Annotated in this window: 11 protein-coding genes, 4 tRNA genes and 1 rRNA gene; all 16 read right to left on the bottom strand. The window is 62.8% G+C overall.

What is annotated here, in order from left to right:
* Positions 1-81: 81 nt before the first annotated feature.
* Entirely contained in the window at positions 82-459 is a 378-nt protein-coding gene (gene rpsL / locus ACW4E8_RS23735; RefSeq protein ID WP_010810460.1) for a 30S ribosomal protein S12, read from the bottom strand.
* A 351-nt stretch (positions 460-810) separates the two neighbouring features.
* Positions 811-2,658, bottom strand: coding sequence for a DNA helicase RecQ (gene recQ, locus ACW4E8_RS23740; RefSeq protein ID WP_456806757.1), 1,848 nt, complete (start codon positions 2,656-2,658; stop codon positions 811-813).
* Between the two features lie 185 nt (positions 2,659-2,843).
* Positions 2,844-7,088: a DNA-directed RNA polymerase subunit beta' gene (gene rpoC / locus ACW4E8_RS23745; RefSeq protein WP_456806758.1), complete on the bottom strand. Its 4,245-nt coding sequence runs from the start codon at positions 7,086-7,088 to the stop codon at positions 2,844-2,846.
* Between the two features lie 124 nt (positions 7,089-7,212).
* Entirely contained in the window at positions 7,213-11,319 is a 4,107-nt protein-coding gene (rpoB, locus tag ACW4E8_RS23750) for a DNA-directed RNA polymerase subunit beta (RefSeq protein ID WP_456806759.1), read from the bottom strand.
* Positions 11,320-11,737: 418 nt separating this feature from the next.
* A complete protein-coding gene (gene rplL, locus ACW4E8_RS23755; RefSeq protein ID WP_456806760.1) occupies positions 11,738-12,112 on the bottom strand; it encodes a 50S ribosomal protein L7/L12 in 375 nt (124 codons plus the stop codon).
* Between the two features lie 68 nt (positions 12,113-12,180).
* Positions 12,181-12,708 (bottom strand): 50S ribosomal protein L10, encoded by a 528-nt coding sequence (gene rplJ, locus ACW4E8_RS23760; protein WP_114133304.1) that lies wholly within the window; start codon positions 12,706-12,708, stop codon positions 12,181-12,183.
* A 422-nt stretch (positions 12,709-13,130) separates the two neighbouring features.
* Positions 13,131-13,826 carry a 50S ribosomal protein L1 gene (rplA, locus tag ACW4E8_RS23765; protein WP_013958262.1) on the bottom strand — a complete coding sequence of 232 codons (696 nt, stop codon included), beginning with the start codon at positions 13,824-13,826 and terminating at the stop codon, positions 13,131-13,133.
* Positions 13,827-14,258, bottom strand: coding sequence for a 50S ribosomal protein L11 (gene rplK / locus ACW4E8_RS23770; RefSeq protein ID WP_010810467.1), 432 nt, complete (start codon positions 14,256-14,258; stop codon positions 13,827-13,829). It abuts the gene before it with no gap.
* Between the two features lie 159 nt (positions 14,259-14,417).
* Entirely contained in the window at positions 14,418-14,999 is a 582-nt protein-coding gene (gene nusG / locus ACW4E8_RS23775; RefSeq protein WP_010810468.1) for a transcription termination/antitermination protein NusG, read from the bottom strand.
* A gap of 10 nt (positions 15,000-15,009) precedes the next feature.
* A complete protein-coding gene (gene secE, locus ACW4E8_RS23780; protein WP_456806761.1) occupies positions 15,010-15,390 on the bottom strand; it encodes a preprotein translocase subunit SecE in 381 nt (126 codons plus the stop codon).
* 59 nt (positions 15,391-15,449) lie between these two features.
* Positions 15,450-15,525, bottom strand: a tRNA-Trp gene (locus ACW4E8_RS23785).
* Between the two features lie 84 nt (positions 15,526-15,609).
* The gene (gene tuf, locus ACW4E8_RS23790; RefSeq protein WP_456806762.1) at positions 15,610-16,800 is read right to left on the bottom strand and encodes an elongation factor Tu; all 1,191 of its coding nucleotides are present in this window, start codon (positions 16,798-16,800) and stop codon (positions 15,610-15,612) included.
* A gap of 45 nt (positions 16,801-16,845) precedes the next feature.
* A tRNA-Thr gene (locus tag ACW4E8_RS23795) sits at positions 16,846-16,920 on the bottom strand.
* Between the two features lie 37 nt (positions 16,921-16,957).
* Positions 16,958-17,031: transfer RNA gene (locus ACW4E8_RS23800), tRNA-Gly, on the bottom strand.
* 51 nt (positions 17,032-17,082) lie between these two features.
* A tRNA-Tyr gene (locus ACW4E8_RS23805) sits at positions 17,083-17,168 on the bottom strand.
* A gap of 289 nt (positions 17,169-17,457) precedes the next feature.
* Positions 17,458-17,570, bottom strand: a 5S ribosomal RNA gene (gene rrf / locus ACW4E8_RS23810).
* Between the last annotated feature and the right edge of the window lie 146 nt (positions 17,571-17,716).

The following is a 17,716-nucleotide window of genomic DNA, read 5'->3' on the forward strand; positions in this document are numbered from 1 at the left end:
GCCGCCTGGTGACAGCACCATGACTCGCGCCACAGGCTATCGTTTGTTGCTTCGGGTCTTTCCGACCCAGGCTGCTATAGCTTAGGCTGCCTTCGGACGCTTCGCGCCGTACTTCGAACGAGCCTGCTTGCGGTCCTTCACGCCTTGCAGGTCGAGCGAGCCACGGACGATGTGGTAACGCACACCCGGCAGATCCTTCACACGGCCGCCGCGGATCAGCACGACCGAGTGTTCCTGCAGGTTGTGGCCTTCACCGCCGATGTACGAAATGACTTCGAAACCGTTGGTCAGGCGCACCTTGGCGACCTTACGCAGTGCCGAGTTCGGCTTCTTCGGCGTCGTGGTGTACACGCGGGTGCACACACCACGGCGCTGGGGGCAGTTCTCAAGCGCCGGGCTCTTGCTCTTGACGACTTCAGAGACGCGCGGCTTGCGAACCAGTTGGTTGATAGTTGGCATTGTTCAATCCAGCTTGGTTTTACGAAAAACGCCCCTCGCACCGGCAGCTACACCGAAATGGAGAGGCAACTACGGGTTTTGGGCGGGAGAGGTGAGCGGACGCGCTCTGGAGACGGGACTGTGCGGTAACAGCATGCCAAAGAGCGCGAGCCGGCACCCGGATCCCGCGTCTGCCGCCACCGGTCCATGGGAACCCAGTCCGGAAGGCTTGCCGGCAGCGGCCTCAAGGCCACTTGTCCGACGGGCGAGCGAAATCCAAAGCCAAAAACTCGAATCTGGCATCCTAGCAGGGGAACCGTATACCGTCAAGCCGTATACCCGCTCCGGGACGCGGTGACGCTGCCCTCCTGATCAGACCCCGCGGAGCGCTTCCAGGATGGACTGCCCGTAGCGCTCCAGCTTGGAAGCGCCAATCCCGGGAATGCCCTGCATCGCCGACAGGGAACCCGGCGCGGTCCGGGCCAGCTCCGCCAGCGTTGCATCGTGGAAGATGACATAGGCCGGCACCCCGTGCTCGCGCGCGGCCTCGGTGCGCCAGCGGCGCAGCACCTCCCAGTTGGCCAGCATGTCGGCATCCATGTCGGCGGTGTGGTCGGTGCGGGTGCCGCGTGCAGCACGCTCGCCGGACTTGCCCGGCTTGGTGGCCTGGCGGCGCAGGATGATCTGGCGCTCGCCCTTGAGCACCGCGCGCGCGTCCTCGCCCAGCAGCAGCGCGCCATGGCCGCCATGGTCGATGGTCAGCAAACCCTGGGCGATCAGCTGGCGGAACACCGTATGCCATTCATGCACCGAGCGGTCCTTGCCGATGCCGAAGGTGGACACCTTGTCATGCCCCCACTGCCGGATCTTCTCCGAGCTATTGCCGCGCAGCACGTCGATCAGGTGCGTGGCGCCGAAGTGAACCCGGCTCGCCTGCGCGGTGCGGTACACGCACGACAGCGCCATCTGCGCCTCGCGCGTGCCGTCCCAGGTGGCCGGCGGCTCCAGGCAGGTATCGCAGTTGCCGCAGGGTTCGCTGGCCTCGTTGAAATACGTCAGGATGCGCACGCGCCGGCAGCCCGCGGTCTCGCACAGGCCCAGCAGCGCATCGAGCTTGGACGACGACACGCGCTTGAAGGCCTCGTCCGCCTCGGACTCGTCGATCATGCGCTTCTGCTGCACCACGTCGCCCAGGCCGTAGGCCATCCAGGCATTGGCCGGCAGGCCGTCGCGGCCGGCGCGCCCGGTTTCCTGGTAGTAGCCTTCCATGCTCTTGGGCAGGTCCAGGTGGGCGACAAAGCGCACGTCGGGCTTGTCGATGCCCATGCCGAAGGCGATCGTCGCCACCATCACCAGCCCTTCTTCCTCGCGGAAGCGCGCCTGGTGGTGCTGGCGCACCTGGGCATCCATGCCGGCGTGGTAGCCCAGCGCATTGATGCCCTGCCCGCTCAGCCACTGCGCCGTGTCTTCCACCTTCTTGCGCGACAGGCAATAGACGATGCCGCTGTCATGGGTGCCGTCGGCCGCGGTGTGCTCGGCCTTGATGAAGGCCAGCAGCTGCTGGCGCGCATTGTCCTTCTCGACGATGCGGTAGCGGATATTGGGCCGGTCGAAGCTGGAGATAAAGACGCGCGCTTCGTGCAGCGCCAGGCGCTCGATGATCTCGTTGCGCGTGAGTGCGTCGGCCGTTGCCGTCAGCGCGATGCGCGGCACGTACGGGAAGCGCTCGTGCAGCACCGACAACTGGATGTACTCGGGGCGGAAGTCGTGGCCCCACTGCGACACGCAGTGCGCTTCGTCGATGGCAAAGAGCCCGACCCGAATGCGCTCGAGCAAGTCCTGGAAACGCGGCGTCATCAGCCGTTCCGGCGCCACGTAGAGGATCTCGATGCGGCCGGCGAGCAGGTCGCGCTCCACCGCGGACGCTTCCGAGCCACTCAGCGTCGAATTCAGCACCGCGGCACGTACGCCCGCTTCGGTCAGCGCCGCGACCTGGTCCTGCATCAGCGCGATCAGCGGCGACACCACGATGCCGACGCCGTCGCCGGCACGCTGGCGCAGCAGCGCCGGGATCTGGTAGCACAGCGACTTGCCGCCGCCGGTTGGCATCAGCACCAGGCAGTCGCCGCCGGTAGCGACGTGATCGATGATCTCGGCCTGGCGCCCGCGGAAGGCGTGATAGCCGAAGACATCTTTGAGGATCGCCAACGCGTGCGACATAGACAACGGAATTGCTGAAGCCGGAAAAGCCGTAACCATACCACTAAGGAACCCCGCTTCCGCGACCGCAGGGCAAACTCTCCGACGTTTCTCACGAAAGCAAACGCCGCGTGCAGACGAAAAAAAGCCCGGCTGGATCAGCCGGGCTTTCGGGCCGCCTTGCGGCGGCAAACAGCTTACTGCGATCAGACGTTGTCGCCTTCACCCTCGGTCGCCTGCACCACCGGCGCCGGCTCGATGAAGAGCGACTGCTCTTCTTCGGCGATCGCCTGGGCGCGTTCGCGCTCGGAGGCCTCGCGCGCCTTGCGGGCACGGTGGTAGGCCAGGCCGGTACCGGCCGGGATCAGACGGCCGACGATCACGTTTTCCTTCAGACCACGCAGGTCGTCGGTCTTGCCCATGATCGCGGCTTCGGTCAGCACGCGCGTGGTTTCCTGGAACGATGCCGCCGAGATGAAGCTGTCGGTCGACAGCGACGCCTTGGTGATACCGAGCAGCAGGTTCTCGTACGTGGCCGGACGCTTGCCTTCGGCGATCACGCGGTCGTTCTCGTCGAGCAGTTCCGAACGCTCCACCTGTTCACCCGGGATGAACTTGGTGTCGCCCACGTCAGCGATCTGCACGCGGCGCAGCATCTGACGAACAATCACTTCGATGTGCTTGTCGTTGATCTTCACGCCCTGCAGACGGTACACGTCCTGGACTTCGTCCACGATGTAGTGCGCCAGCTCTTCGATGCCCTTCAGGCGCAGGATGTCGTGCGGGTCCGCCGGACCTTCCACGATCATTTCGCCCTTGTTCACCACCTGGCCGTCGTGCACCAGCACCTGCTTTTCCTTCGCGATCAGGAACTCGTGGGCATTGCCGTCCAGGTCGGTGATGACCAGGCGCTGCTTGCCCTTGGTGTCCTTGCCGAACGAGGTCGTGCCGGTGACTTCCGCCAGCACGGCGGCGTCCTTCGGCGAACGCGCTTCGAACAGCTCGGCCACACGCGGCAGACCACCGGTAATGTCGCGGGTCTTCTGCGATTCGGTCGGGATACGCGCGAGCACTTCACCCACGTGCACTTGCTGGCCGTCCTTCACGGTAATCAGCGCGCCGACCTGGAAGCCGATGGTCACGGAGTGGTCCGTGCCCGGGATCTTCACTTCCTGGCCGCTGGCGTCGAGCAGCTTCACCTGCGGGCGGATGCCCTTGGTTGCAGCCGTGCGGCGCTTGGCGTCGATCACCACCAGGGTCGACAGGCCCGTCACTTCGTCCATCTGCTTGGCGACGGTCACGCCTTCTTCGACGTTCTCGAACTTGGTCGTACCCGTGTATTCCGACACGATCGGGCGGGTCAGCGCGTCCCACGTGGCCAGCTGCGTACCAGCCTTGATGGCCTGGCCGTCCTGCACCAGCAGCGTGGCGCCGTACGGGATCTTGTGGCGTTCGCGCTCGCGGCCGTGGTCGTCGGTGATCAGCGCCTCGCCCGAACGCGAGATGACGATCAGTTCGCCCTTCGCATTGGTGACGTAACGCATGGTCGCCGTGAAACGCACGGTACCGGTTGCCTTGGCTTCCACGCTCGAGGCCACTGCCGCACGCGATGCCGCACCACCGATGTGGAACGTACGCATGGTCAGCTGCGTGCCCGGCTCACCGATCGACTGGGCGGCAATCACGCCAACCGCTTCGCCGGAGTTCACCAGTACGCCGCGGCCCAGGTCGCGGCCATAGCACTTGCCGCACAGGCCATAGCGCGTGTCGCACGACAGCGGGGTGCGGACCTTGACTTCGTCCACGCCGATCGCGTCGATCAGCTCGACCAGGTCTTCGTCCAGCAGCGTGCCGGTCTCGATCGCGGTTTCCTGGGTTTCCGGGTTGACCACGTCGGCCACGGTCACACGGCCGAGGATACGGTCGCGCAGGGCTTCGATCACTTCACCGCCTTCGACCAGGGCCTTCATGGCCACGCCGTTGGAGGTGCCGCAATCGTCTTCCACCACGACCAGATCCTGCGTCACATCGACCAGACGACGGGTCAGGTAACCCGAGTTCGCGGTCTTCAGTGCCGTATCGGCCAGGCCCTTACGCGCGCCGTGGGTCGAGATGAAGTACTGCAGAACGTTCAGGCCTTCACGGAAGTTCGCCGTAATCGGCGTTTCAATGATCGAACCGTCCGGCTTTGCCATCAGGCCACGCATACCGGCCAGCTGGCGGATCTGCGCGGCGGAACCCCGTGCGCCCGAGTCGGCCATCATGTAGATGGAGTTGAACGACTCTTGCTTCACGGTCTTGCCTTCGCGGTCGACCACGTCTTCGTGCTGGAGCTGCTCCATCATCGCCTTGCCCACCTGGTCGCCGGCGGCGCCCCAGATGTCCACGACGTTGTTGTAGCGTTCCTGGTCGGTCACCAGACCCGACATGTACTGCTTGTCGTATTCCTTCACCTTGGCCGAAGCCTCGGCGATGATCTTTTCCTTCTGCGGCGGCACCAGCATGTCGTCGATGGCGATCGAGATACCGGCGCGGGTTGCCAGGCGGAAGCCCGACTGCAGCAGCTTGTCGGCGAAGATCACGGTCTCGCGCAGACCGCACTTGCGGAACGCGGTGTTGATCAGGCGCGAGATTTCCTTCTTCTTCAGCGGCTTGTTCAGCACCGAGAACGGCAGGCCCTTGGGCAGGATCTCGGACAGGATCGCGCGGCCGACCGTGGTGGCCTGCAGCGTGATCTTGGGTGCGAAACGGGCGTCGCCCTCGGCGTCCTTGTCGACCAGCTCATACTCGGTGATACGCACGTTCACGCGCGAAGCCAGTTCGACTTCCTTGTTCTCGTAGGCGCGGATCACTTCGCTGATGTCGGCAAAGGTCATGCCCTCGCCGCGGCCGTTGATCTTGTCGCGGGTCGTGTAGTACAGACCCAGCACCACGTCTTGCGACGGCACGATCGACGGGTCGCCGTTGGCCGGGAACAGCACGTTGTTGGAGGCCAGCATCAGCGTGCGGGCTTCCATCTGCGCTTCCAGCGACAGCGGGACGTGAACAGCCATCTGGTCACCGTCGAAGTCGGCGTTGAACGCCGCGCAGACCAGCGGGTGCAGCTGGATGGCCTTGCCTTCGATCAGCACCGGCTCGAACGCCTGGATACCCAGGCGGTGCAGCGTCGGCGCACGGTTCAGCATCACCGGGTGCTCGCGGATCACCTCTTCGAGGATGTCCCACACCACCGGGGTCTGGCTTTCGACTTCCTTCTTCGCCGCCTTGATGGTGGTGGCGATGCCCATCGTTTCCAGCTTGTGGAAGATGAAGGGCTTGAACAGCTCGAGCGCCATCAGCTTGGGCAGGCCGCACTGGTGCAGCTTGAGCGTCGGGCCCACCACGATGACCGAACGGCCCGAGTAGTCGACACGCTTGCCCAGCAGGTTCTGACGGAAACGGCCGCCCTTGCCCTTGATCATTTCGGCCAGGGACTTCAGCGGACGCTTGTTGGCGCCGGTCATCGCCTTGCCGCGACGGCCGTTGTCCAGCAGCGAGTCAACCGCTTCCTGCAGCATGCGCTTTTCGTTGCGCACGATGATCTCAGGCGCCTTCAGCTCCAGCAGGCGCTTGAGGCGGTTGTTACGGTTGATGACGCGGCGATACAGGTCGTTCAGGTCCGAGGTCGCGAAGCGGCCACCATCCAGCGGCACCAGCGGGCGCAGCTCGGGCGGCAGCACCGGCAGCACTTCGAGGATCATCCACTCGGGCTTGATGCCCGAACGCTGGAAGGCCTCGAGCACCTTCAGGCGCTTGGCGAACTTCTTGATCTTGGCTTCGGAGCCGGTGGCCTGCAGCTCGGCGCGGATCTGTTCGATCTGCTTCTCGATGTCGATGCCGCGCAGCAGCTCACGGATGCCCTCGGCACCCATCATGGCGACGAACTCGCCCTCGCCGTACTCGTCGCACTTAGCCAGGTAGTCGTCTTCGGACATGATCTGGCTCTTCTTGAGCGGGGTCATGCCGGGTTCGATTACCACGAATGCTTCAAAGTACAGCACGCGCTCGATGTCGCGCAGCGTCATGTCCAGGACCATGCCCAGGCGCGACGGCAGCGACTTCAGGAACCAGATATGCGCGGTCGGCGCGGCCAGTTCGATGTGGCCCATGCGCTCGCGGCGCACCTTGGCCAGCGTCACTTCAACGCCGCACTTCTCGCAGATCACGCCACGGTGCTTCAGGCGCTTGTACTTGCCGCACAGGCACTCGTAGTCCTTGATCGGGCCAAAGATCTTGGCGCAGAACAGGCCGTCACGTTCCGGCTTGAAGGTACGGTAGTTGATCGTTTCCGGCTTCTTCACTTCGCCATACGACCACGAACGGATCTTCTCGGGCGAGGCCAGGCCGATCTTGATCGCGTCGAACTGCTCTTCCTGCTGTACCTGCTTAAAGAGATCGAGCAATGCTTTCATTGCAACTCCTTGTTTCGCCACCGCCCCGAAGTTGGTCCGGGTCGATGGCATTCATCCTGTGGGAAATCTTTCGCCTTAGTGTCGACAGGGAGCCGGCCGCAACCGGCTCCCCTCACCTGCCCGATCAGTAGCGATCGAGGTCGATGTCGATACCCAGCGAGCGGATTTCCTTCACCAGCACGTTGAACGATTCCGGCATGCCGGCATCGATCGAGTGCTCGCCCTTGACGATGTTCTCGTACACCTTGGTACGGCCGTTCACGTCATCGGACTTGACCGTCAGCATTTCCTGCAGCACGTACGACGCGCCGTAGGCTTCCAGTGCCCACACTTCCATCTCACCGAAACGCTGGCCACCGAACTGGGCTTTACCACCCAGCGGCTGCTGCGTCACCAGCGAGTACGGGCCGGTGGAGCGGGCGTGCATCTTGTCGTCGACCAGGTGGTGCAGCTTCAGCATGTGCATTACACCCAGCGTGACCGGACGCTCGAACGCTTCGCCGGTGCGGCCGTCGTGCAGCGTGACCTGCTGCTTGGAAGCCGTCAGGCCCTTCTCCTTCGCGATCTCTTCCGGATAGGCGAGGTCCAGCATGCGGCGGATTTCGTCCTCATGCGCACCATCGAACACCGGCGTCGCGAACGGCACGCCCTTCTTCAGGTTCTCGGCCAGCTCCAGGATTTCCGAATCCGACAGGCTGTCGAGGTCTTCGACCTTGCCGCTCTCGTTGTAGATCTGCGTGAGCAGCTTGCGCACTTCGGCTGCCTTGGCTTGCGCCTTCAGCATGTTGCCGATGCGCTCGCCCAGACCGCGCGCGGCCCAGCCCAGGTGGGTCTCGAGAATCTGACCCACGTTCATCCGCGAAGGCACGCCCAGCGGATTCAGCACGATGTCGGCAGGCGTACCGTCGGCCATGTAGGGCATGTCTTCGATCGGGGTGATCTTGGACACGACACCCTTGTTACCGTGACGGCCGGCCATCTTGTCGCCAGGCTGCAGGCGGCGCTTGACGGCCAGGTACACCTTGACCATCTTGATCACGCCCGGCGGCAGTTCGTCGCCCTGCGTGAGCTTCTTGCGCTTCTCTTCGAAGGCCAGGTCGAACTCGTGGCGCTTCTGCTCGATGGCTTCCTTGACGGCTTCCAGCTGGGCAGCCAGTTCCTCGTCGGCCGGACGGATGTCGAACCAGTGGTACCTGTCGATGTCCGCCAGGTATTCCTTGGTGATCTTGGCACCCTTGGCCAGCTTCTTCGGACCGCCATTGACGGTCTTGTCGATGAGCAGGCGCTCCAGACGCTGGAACGCGTCGCCTTCCACGATACGCAGCTGGTCGTTCAGGTCCAGGCGGTAGCGCTTCAGTTCGTCGTCGATGATCGACTGGGCACGCTTGTCGCGGGTCACGCCTTCGCGGGTGAAGACCTGGACGTCGATCACGATGCCGCTCATGCCCGACGGCACGCGCAGCGAGGTGTCCTTCACGTCCGAAGCCTTCTCGCCGAAGATCGCGCGCAGCAGCTTCTCTTCCGGGGTCAGCTGGGTCTCGCCCTTCGGCGTGACCTTGCCCACCAGCACGTCGCCGGCTTCGACTTCAGCGCCGATGTAGGTGATGCCCGACTCGTCCAGGCGAGCCAGCTGGGCTTCGGCCAGGTTCGAGATATCGCGCGTGATTTCTTCCGGTCCCAGCTTGGTGTCGCGGGCAACGACCGACAGTTCCTCGATGTGGATCGAGGTATAGCGGTCTTCGGCCACCACACGCTCCGAGATCAGGATCGAATCCTCGAAGTTGTAGCCGTTCCACGGCATGAACGCCACCAGCATGTTCTGGCCCAGGGCCAGTTCGCCCAGGTCGGTCGAGGCGCCGTCGGCGATCACATCGTTGCGGGCAACGATATCGCCAACCTTGACCATCGGACGCTGGTTGATGTTGGTGTTCTGGTTCGAGCGCGTGTACTTGATCAGGTTGTAGATGTCCACGCCGACTTCACCGGCCACGGCTTCGTCGTCGTTCACGCGGATCACGATACGCATTGCGTCGACGTAGTCGACCACGCCGCCACGCATCGCCTGCACGGCCGTACCCGAGTCGACCGCAACGGTGCGCTCGATGCCGGTGCCGACCAGCGGCTTGTCCGGACGCAGGCAAGGCACGGCCTGGCGCTGCATGTTGGCGCCCATCAGTGCACGGTTCGCGTCATCGTGCTCGAGGAACGGCACCAGCGAGGCAGCGGCCGACACGATCTGCGACGGCGCCACGTCGATGTACTGCACGCGATCCGGCGTCACCATGCGGGTTTCCCGCTCGGAGCCTTCACGCGACGACACCAGTTCGTCGGTCAGGTTGCCTTCGGCATCGACAGTCGCGTTGGCCTGCGCCACCACGTACTTGCCTTCCTCGATCGCGGACAGATAGTCGACCTGGTCGGTCAGCTTGCTGTCGACCACCTTGCGGTACGGCGTTTCCAGGAAGCCGTACTCGTTCAGGCGGGCGTACAGTGCCAGCGAGTTGATCAGACCGATGTTCGGGCCTTCCGGCGTTTCGATCGGGCACACGCGGCCATAGTGGGTCGGGTGCACGTCACGGACTTCAAAGCCGGCGCGCTCGCGCGTCAGACCGCCCGGGCCCAGTGCGGAGACACGGCGCTTGTGCGTGATCTCGGACAGCGGGTTGGTCTGGTCCATGAACTGCGACAGCTGCGACGAACCGAAGAACTCGCGGATCGCCGACGAGATCGGCTTCGAGTTGATCAGGTCGTGCGGCATCAGGTTCTCGGTCTCGGCCTGGCCCAGACGTTCCTTGACGGCACGCTCCACGCGCGACAGGCCGGCGCGGAACTGGTTTTCGGCCAGTTCGCCGACGCAACGCACGCGACGGTTGCCCAGGTGATCGATGTCATCGACCTCGCCCTTGCCGTTGCGCAGGTTGACCAGGATCTTGATGGTCTCGAGGATGTCCTCGTCCTGCAGCACCATGGCGCCTTCGCCGCTGGGGCGGCCCAGGCGGCTGTTGACCTTCATGCGGCCAACGCGCGACAGGTCGTACGATTCTTCGCTGTAGAACAGGCGCTGGAACAGCGCTTCCACGGCTTCTTCGGTCGGCGGCTCGCCCGGGCGCATCATGCGGTAGATCGCGATACGCGCAGCGGTCTGGTCGGCGGTCTCGTCCACGCGCAGGGTCTGCGACATGTACGGGCCCTGATCCAGGTCGTTGGTGTACAGCGTCTGGATCTGCTTGACGCCGGCTTCGCGCAGGTTTTCCAGCAGCGTTTCGGTCAGCTCGTCGTTGGCGTTGGCAATCACCTCGCCGGTATCCGGGTCGATGATGTTCTTGGCCAGCACGCGGCCCAGCAGGTAGTCTTCCGGGACGCTGATCAGCTTGGTGCCGGCCGAATCCAGGTCGCGGATGTGCTTGGCGTTGATCCGCTTGTCCTTCTCGACCACCACGCGGCCATTCTTGTCGGCGATGTCGAAGCGCGCGACTTCACCGCGCAGGCGCTCGGGCACGAACTCCAGCTGCGCGCCTTCGGCTTGCAGCGTGAAGTTGTCGAACACGAAGAAGTGCGCGAGGATCTGTTCCGGGGTCAGGCCGATCGACTTCAGCAGGATCGTCACCGGCATCTTGCGGCGGCGGTCGACGCGGAAGTACAGGATGTCCTTCGGGTCGAACTCGAAGTCCAGCCACGAACCGCGGTAGGGGATGATACGTGCCGAGAACAGCAGCTTGCCCGAGCTGTGGGTCTTGCCCTTGTCGTGCTCGAAGAACACGCCCGGCGAGCGGTGCAGCTGCGAGACGATGACACGCTCGGTGCCGTTGATCACAAACGAACCGGTGGAAGTCATCAGCGGGATTTCGCCCATGTAGACTTCCTGTTCCTTCACTTCCTTGACCTTGCCAGGATTCTCGCGATCGTTGATGATCAGGCGAACCTTGGCGCGCAGGGCCGAGTGGAAGGTCAGGCCACGCTGTTGACATTCCTTGACGTCGAACGGCGGGTTGGACAGGTGATAGGAGACGAACTCCATACGGGCAAGCCCGTTATGCGAGGAGATCGGGAAAATTGCGTTGAAAGCGGCCTGGAGGCCTTCGGTCTTGCGACGCGCGGTCGGCGTTTCCGCTTGCAAGAACTGAGTGTAGGATTCAATCTGGGTGGCAAGCAGGAATGGAACCTGATGTACCGTAGCGCGCTTCGCAAAGCTTTTGCGAATGCGCTTCTTTTCGGTGAAGCTGTACGCCATGGGATCTCCGAATCATCGCAGGACGGCTGGACCTGGCCGCGCCTGAGGTGTTCAGCGACTGGGAGGGGATTTGGCGGTTGGCCGCTACCAACCTCTGGCTGACGGTGTCCGCACGCTGCGGGCGGTGTGGTCGTCGCATCAAGCGCAACGCCTGTACTCGCCCGGGGGACACCCGACCAAACTTGTCTTCTGCAGTCGGTTCAGAAGACAAACATCAGCAGCAACCCCTTAGTGTGCCACTGATGTTTGGCCTCTGCTGAGACTCCGGCATGCCCAAGGGCACCGGGGCTCGCAAACATCACTTTTTGCCGCGAAGAGTGCCTCTCAAAACACTTTCGCACAAGCGCAAAAAGGCTGGCGCCGGGAATTTCCCTTTGCCAGCCCCATCCGCGTGCCGGAAGGGCACGCGAGCAATGCCTTACTTGACGTCGACCTTCGCGCCAGCGTCTTCCAGCTTCTTCTTGGCCTCGGCAGCAGCAGCCTTGTCCACGCCTTCCTTGACGGGCTTCGGTGCGCCATCGACCAGGTCCTTGGCTTCCTTCAGGCCCAGGCCGGTGATTTCGCGAACAGCCTTAATCACGCCAACCTTGTTGGCGCCGATTTCGGTCAGGATCACGTTGAACTCGGTCTGCTCTTCAGCAGCGGCGGCACCGCCAGCGCCCGGGGCAGCAGCCACGGCCATGGCAGCGGCGGACACGCCAAACTTCTCTTCAAACGCCTTGACCAGGTCGTTCAGTTCCATCACGGACATCGCGCCTACTGCTTCGAGGATGTCGTCTTTAGTGATTGCCATTTGGATTACTCCTAGATTTGATTCGGTATCGGTATCGGTATTGCGATCTTTGCGAGCCAGGCGGGAGGCTAAGCCTCTGCCGGGGTGCCTTCTGCCTCGGCAGGGGCACCTTCGCTCTTCTTGGCGGACAGCGCGGCCAGCAGACGGGCAAAGCCCGACACCGGTGCCTGCATCACGCCAAGCAGCTGAGCAAGCAGTTCGTCGCGGCTCGGGATCGAAGCCAGCGCCTTCACGGCGGCAGCGTCGAGAACCTTGCCGTCAAACGACCCTGCGCGCAGGACCAGCTTGTCGTTGGTCTTGGCAAAGTCGTTCAGAACCTTGGCCGAGGCAACTGCATCTTCGGAAATACCGTAGATCAGCGGACCGGTCATTTGCTCTGCGAGGCCTGCAAACGGCGTACCTTCAACAGCGCGGCGAGCCAGCGTGTTCTTCAGAACGCGCAGGTAGACGCCTTGCTGACGAGCGGCGGCACGCAGCTTGGTCAGATCGCCAACCGCTATGCCGCGATATTCGGCCACGACGATGGTCTGGGCTTTAGCGACTTGCGCCGAAACCTCAGCAACGACGGCCTTCTTATCTTCAATATTGAGTGGCACGGTTAAGCTCCAAAACGATGCTTGTATCCGGATAGTCCGGCGTACGCACATCAGTCCAAACGAACGGCGTCCGATTGGCCCGAATCACCCGGGACAGGCCCGGATTCATCAATCCCTTCGGGTGCGCCATCTGCGCTGGTTGCCCGGGGTTCGTCATGCACGGCACCTGGCCCTGCTTGTACGTCCCGGCCGATTAAGCCCGCATGCCTGACTGCGGTCATGTGGACACCAGCGGTCTTTGATAACCAGCGGCAACTGCCTGAACACCATGTGTCCGACTGCCGCCACTGCCCAAAGCCTTGCTCCCTATTCTTGTCCTGCCGCTTGGCGGAACCAGGTCCGGAGCCGATCCCCGCTTACGCCAGGATCTTCAATTCGCGGCCGACCGGTGTTATCGGGTCCGGTCAGCCTATGCCGTCAGCTCAGGCCGACAGCGAAGCTTGTTCCACGCGCACGCCAACGCCCATGGTGGACGAGACGGCGATCTTGCGCAGGTACACGCCCTTGCTCGTAGCCGGCTTGGACTTGACCAGTGCTTCCAGCAGTGCGGACAGGTTGCTCTTCAGCGCTGCGTCTTCGAACGAGCGGCGGCCGATGGTGGCGTGGATGATACCGGCCTTGTCGACACGGAACTGCACCTGACCAGCCTTGGCGTTCTTCACAGCCTGGGCCACGTCGGGCGTCACGGTGCCGACCTTCGGGTTCGGCATCAGGCCGCGCGGGCCCAGGATCTGGCCCAGCGTACCGACGATACGCATCGTGTCCGGCGAAGCGATCACGACGTCGAAGTTCAGGTTGCCGGCCTTGACTTGCTCAGCCAGGTCTTCCATGCCGACGATGTCAGCACCGGCTGCCTTGGCAGCTTCGGCCTTTTCGCCCTGGGCGAACACAGCCACGCGAACCGACTTGCCGGTACCCGCGGGCAGCACCACCGAACCACGAACCACCTGATCCGACTTCTTGGCGTCAATGCCCAGTTGCACGGCCACGTCGATCGACTCGTCGAACTTCGCCGAAGCGCAGCCCTTCACCAGGCCCAGGGCCTCGTCGATCGGGTAGAACTTGGTACGCTCGATCTTCGCCTTGTTGGCGGCGACGCGCTTGGAAACCTTAGCCATTTACAGACCCTCCACGGTGATGCCCATCGAACGAGCCGAACCGGCGATGGTACGCACGGCGGCGTCCAGGTCGGCGGCGGTCAGGTCAGCGTTCTTGGCCTTGGCGATTTCTTCAGCCTGGGCGCGGGTGATCTTGCCAACCTTGTCGGTGTGGGGCTTCGGCGAACCCTTGGTGATGCCAGCTGCCTTCTTGATCAGCACGGTTGCCGGCGGCGACTTCATCACGAAGGTGAAGCTCTTGTCGGCGAAGGCGGTAATCACCACCGGCACCGGCAGACCGGGTTCCATACCCTGGGTCTGGGCGTTGAACGCCTTGCAGAACTCCATGATGTTCAGACCACGTTGACCCAGTGCGGGACCAACGGGCGGGGAGGGATTTGCCTTACCAGCCGGAATCTGCAGCTTGATAAAGCCAATGATCTTCTTGGCCATCTTTACTCCAATCCGGATCGCCCCTGCGGGATGCGATCCTGTTGAGTCGTAACGCGCTGTCGCCGCACCTTCGGCACGGCCTCACGCTCCTCTTGGCGCCGCCACCGGGGCGTCGCCGTTGCCAGTTGCCGCCCTTTCAGGCCGCAGCCGGCAAATTTCTTAAACCTTCTCGACCTGGCCGAACTCGAGTTCGACCGGGGTGGCACGCCCGAAGATCGTGACCGAGACGCGCAGGCGCGACTTCTCGTAGTTCACTTCCTCGACGTTGCCGTTGAAGTCGGTGAACGGGCCGTCCTTGACGCGCACCATTTCGCCCACTTCGAACAGCGTCTTGGGACGCGGCTTCTCGACCCCTTCCTGCATCTGGGTCATGATCTTGTCGACTTCGCGCTGCGAAATCGGGCTCGGGCGGTTGCGGGCGCCGCCCACGAAACCGGTGACCTTGCTGGTGTTCTTCACCAGGTGCCAGGTCTCGTCGGTCATTTCCATCTCCACCAGCACGTAGCCGGGGAAGAAACGACGCTCGGTGACCGACTTGTGGCCACCCTTGATTTCCACGACTTCTTCGGACGGCACCAGGATGCGGCCAAACTTGTCCTGCATCTCGGCGCGCTCGATGCGCTCCTGCAGCGCGCGCTGCACGCTCTTCTCCATGCCGGAGTAGGCGTGAACGACATACCAGCGCTTCTTCGACGAAGGCGATTCCGGCGCGGTGGTTTCCTGCTGAGCGTTATCCGTCATGTGCTACCTCTTATTTCCAGCCCAGCACGAGCGAGAAGACGACCCACTCGATGAGCTTGTCAGCCGACCACAGGAACAGTGCCATGATGACGACAAAGACGAAGACCAGCCCCGTCATCTGCCCGGATTCCTTGCGCGTCGGCCAGACGACCTTGCGAACTTCCCGATACGATTCCTTGGCGAACCCGATAAAGTCCTTGCCTGGTGCCGACACCAGTGCAACCACGATACCCAGTGCAATACCACCGAACAGTGCGGCGCCACGTACATAAGACGGTTGCTGTGCCAGTGCATAGAAACCGATGACGCCCGCAACCACCAGCAGCACCGCCACGCCAAGCATCCACTTGCCGCTGCTGGCGTTCACGGTTTCAACATTGGGATTGGCCATGTTTCGCAAACGAGACTAAGCCGCGTCACGATTGCTCTTCGCGACGCGGCTGATTGATTTGGCAGGGGCAGAGGGAATCGAACCCCCAACCTTCGGTTTTGGAGACCGACGCTCTGCCAGTTGAGCTATACCCCTAAAACAACTGTGGGGCCGGCGCTGGCGCCAACCCCTTCTGGCAACGAACGCGGCCGGTTGGTGCCGCGTTCGCTATCAAACAACTTAGTCGAGGATCTTTGCCACGACGCCGGCGCCGACGGTACGGCCACCTTCGCGGATAGCGAAGCGCAGACCTTCTTCCATGGCGATCGGGGCGATCAGCTTGACGGTGATCGACACGTTGTCACCCGGCATGACCATTTCCTTGTCCGCCGGCAGCTCGATCGAGCCGGTCACGTCGGTGGTACGGAAGTAGAACTGCGGGCGGTAGTTGTTGAAGAACGGGGTGTGACGGCCGCCTTCGTCCTTCGACAGGATGTACACCTCACCGGTGAAGTGGGTGTGCGGCTTGATCGAACCCGGCTTGCACAGCACCTGGCCGCGCTCGACGTCTTCACGCTTGGTGCCGCGCAGCAGCAGGACAACGTTGTCGCCGGCTTGACCCTGGTCCAGCAGCTTGCGGAACATTTCCACGCCGGTGCAGGTGGTCTTCACCGTCGGCTTGATGCCGACGATTTCGATTTCCTCGCCGACCTTCACCACGCCGCGCTCGATACGGCCGGTCACCACGGTGCCGCGACCCGAGATCGAGAACACGTCTTCCACCGGCATCAGGAAGGTACCGTCAACGGCACGCTCCGGCGTCGGGATGTAGGTGTCCAGCGCGTCGGCCAGGTTCATGATGGCCACTTCGCCCAGCTCGCCCTTGTCGCCTTCCAGCGCCAGCTTGGCCGAACCCTTGATGATCGGGGTGTCGTCGCCGGGGAACTCGTACTTCGACAGCAGCTCGCGAACTTCCATCTCGACCAGCTCGAGCAGTTCAGCGTCGTCCACCATGTCGCACTTGTTCAGGAACACGATGATGTACGGCACGCCAACCTGGCGGGCCAGCAGGATGTGCTCACGCGTTTGCGGCATCGGGCCGTCAGCGGCCGAGCAAACCAGGATGGCGCCGTCCATCTGCGCAGCGCCCGTGATCATGTTCTTCACATAGTCAGCGTGGCCCGGGCAGTCAACGTGCGCGTAGTGGCGGTTGGCCGTTTCGTATTCGACGTGGGCGGTATTGATGGTAATACCGCGTGCCTTTTCTTCAGGCGCTGCGTCGATTTCGTCGTACTTCTTGGCGGCACCACCGAACTTCGCAGCCAGCACCGTGGCGATCGCTGCCGTCAACGTGGTCTTGCCATGGTCAACGTGACCAATCGTGCCAACGTTCACGTGCGGCTTGGTCCGCTCGAACTTTTCCTTTGCCATTTCGCGACTCCTGTCTCGGTAGCGATATTGCCAGTGCGTGGTATTTGGTGCCCATGGGCAGGATCGAACTGCCGACCTCTCCCTTACCAAGGGAGTGCTCTACCACTGAGCCACATGGGCGAAACTTGACGTACTACTCTGACAGCAACCGCGCGACTGGAGCGGGTGAAGGGAATCGAACCCTCGTCGTAAGCTTGGAAGGCTTCTGCTCTACCATTGAGCTACACCCGCCCGGTTCTTTCCTGCTTCTTCACCGGCACTGCCGGCTGCTGTCTTGCATTCTGGTGGAGAGGGCTGGATTCGAACCAGCGTAGGCGTAAGCCAACAGATTTACAGTCTGCCCCCTTTAGCCACTCGGGCACCTCTCCGCAGAGAACTATCGATTATGGGGCTTCTCACCTTGCCTGTCAAGCACTTTCCGTTGCGGATGCTGTACTTGGCCAGACCAGGGAAGGCGTTCCAGCGTGGCGCTTGAACCGCCTGATCGCCCCCACAAGCGCAGTTTAGATTTCTGCGTTCTCACCCTATAGGGGCTTTCCAGCGTGGCTCCTGGAGGCTCTGAGGCTGCCTGGCAGGGCCGCGAGGCCACACGCGACCACGGCCGGAAAAGACAAAACCCCTCGCAGCACACGCTGTCGAGGGGTTTTGGGAATAAGAGCCTGGCGATGACCTACTTTCACACGGGTATCCGCACTATCATCGGCGCGGAGCTGTTTCACGGACCTGTTCGGGATGGGAAGGGGTGGTTCCAGCTCGCTATGGTCACCAGGCATAAGGGGTTGTGGCGCTGGGGTTGAAGCCAGCGTCACGAATAGGGATGTAGTGGGGGTTGTGCGTCTTGTGTCAACTGTTTCGGCACAGTCGCGATCACACACACCAGGAGAAACACACTGGTTATAGGATCAAGCCTTACGGG

The organism is Cupriavidus sp. CP313, assembly GCF_054072015.1.

Bases quoted from the DNA above. Each gene is read 5' to 3' on its own strand.
- rplK (WP_010810467.1), bottom strand. From the start codon at position 14,258: ATGGCCAAGAAGATCATTGGCTTTATCAAGCTGCAGATTCCGGCTGGT.
- tuf (WP_456806762.1), bottom strand. From the start codon at position 16,800: ATGGCAAAGGAAAAGTTCGAGCGGACCAAGCCGCACGTGAACGTTGGC.
- rplL (WP_456806760.1), bottom strand. From the start codon at position 12,112: ATGGCAATCACTAAAGACGACATCCTCGAAGCAGTAGGCGCGATGTCC.
- rplA (WP_013958262.1), bottom strand. From the start codon at position 13,826: ATGGCTAAGGTTTCCAAGCGCGTCGCCGCCAACAAGGCGAAGATCGAG.
- secE (WP_456806761.1), bottom strand. From the start codon at position 15,390: ATGGCCAATCCCAATGTTGAAACCGTGAACGCCAGCAGCGGCAAGTGG.
- rpsL (WP_010810460.1), bottom strand. From the start codon at position 459: ATGCCAACTATCAACCAACTGGTTCGCAAGCCGCGCGTCTCTGAAGTC.
- nusG (WP_010810468.1), bottom strand. From the start codon at position 14,999: ATGACGGATAACGCTCAGCAGGAAACCACCGCGCCGGAATCGCCTTCG.
- recQ (WP_456806757.1), bottom strand. From the start codon at position 2,658: ATGTCGCACGCGTTGGCGATCCTCAAAGATGTCTTCGGCTATCACGCC.
- rpoC (WP_456806758.1), bottom strand. From the start codon at position 7,088: ATGAAAGCATTGCTCGATCTCTTTAAGCAGGTACAGCAGGAAGAGCAG.
- rpoB (WP_456806759.1), bottom strand. From the start codon at position 11,319: ATGGCGTACAGCTTCACCGAAAAGAAGCGCATTCGCAAAAGCTTTGCG.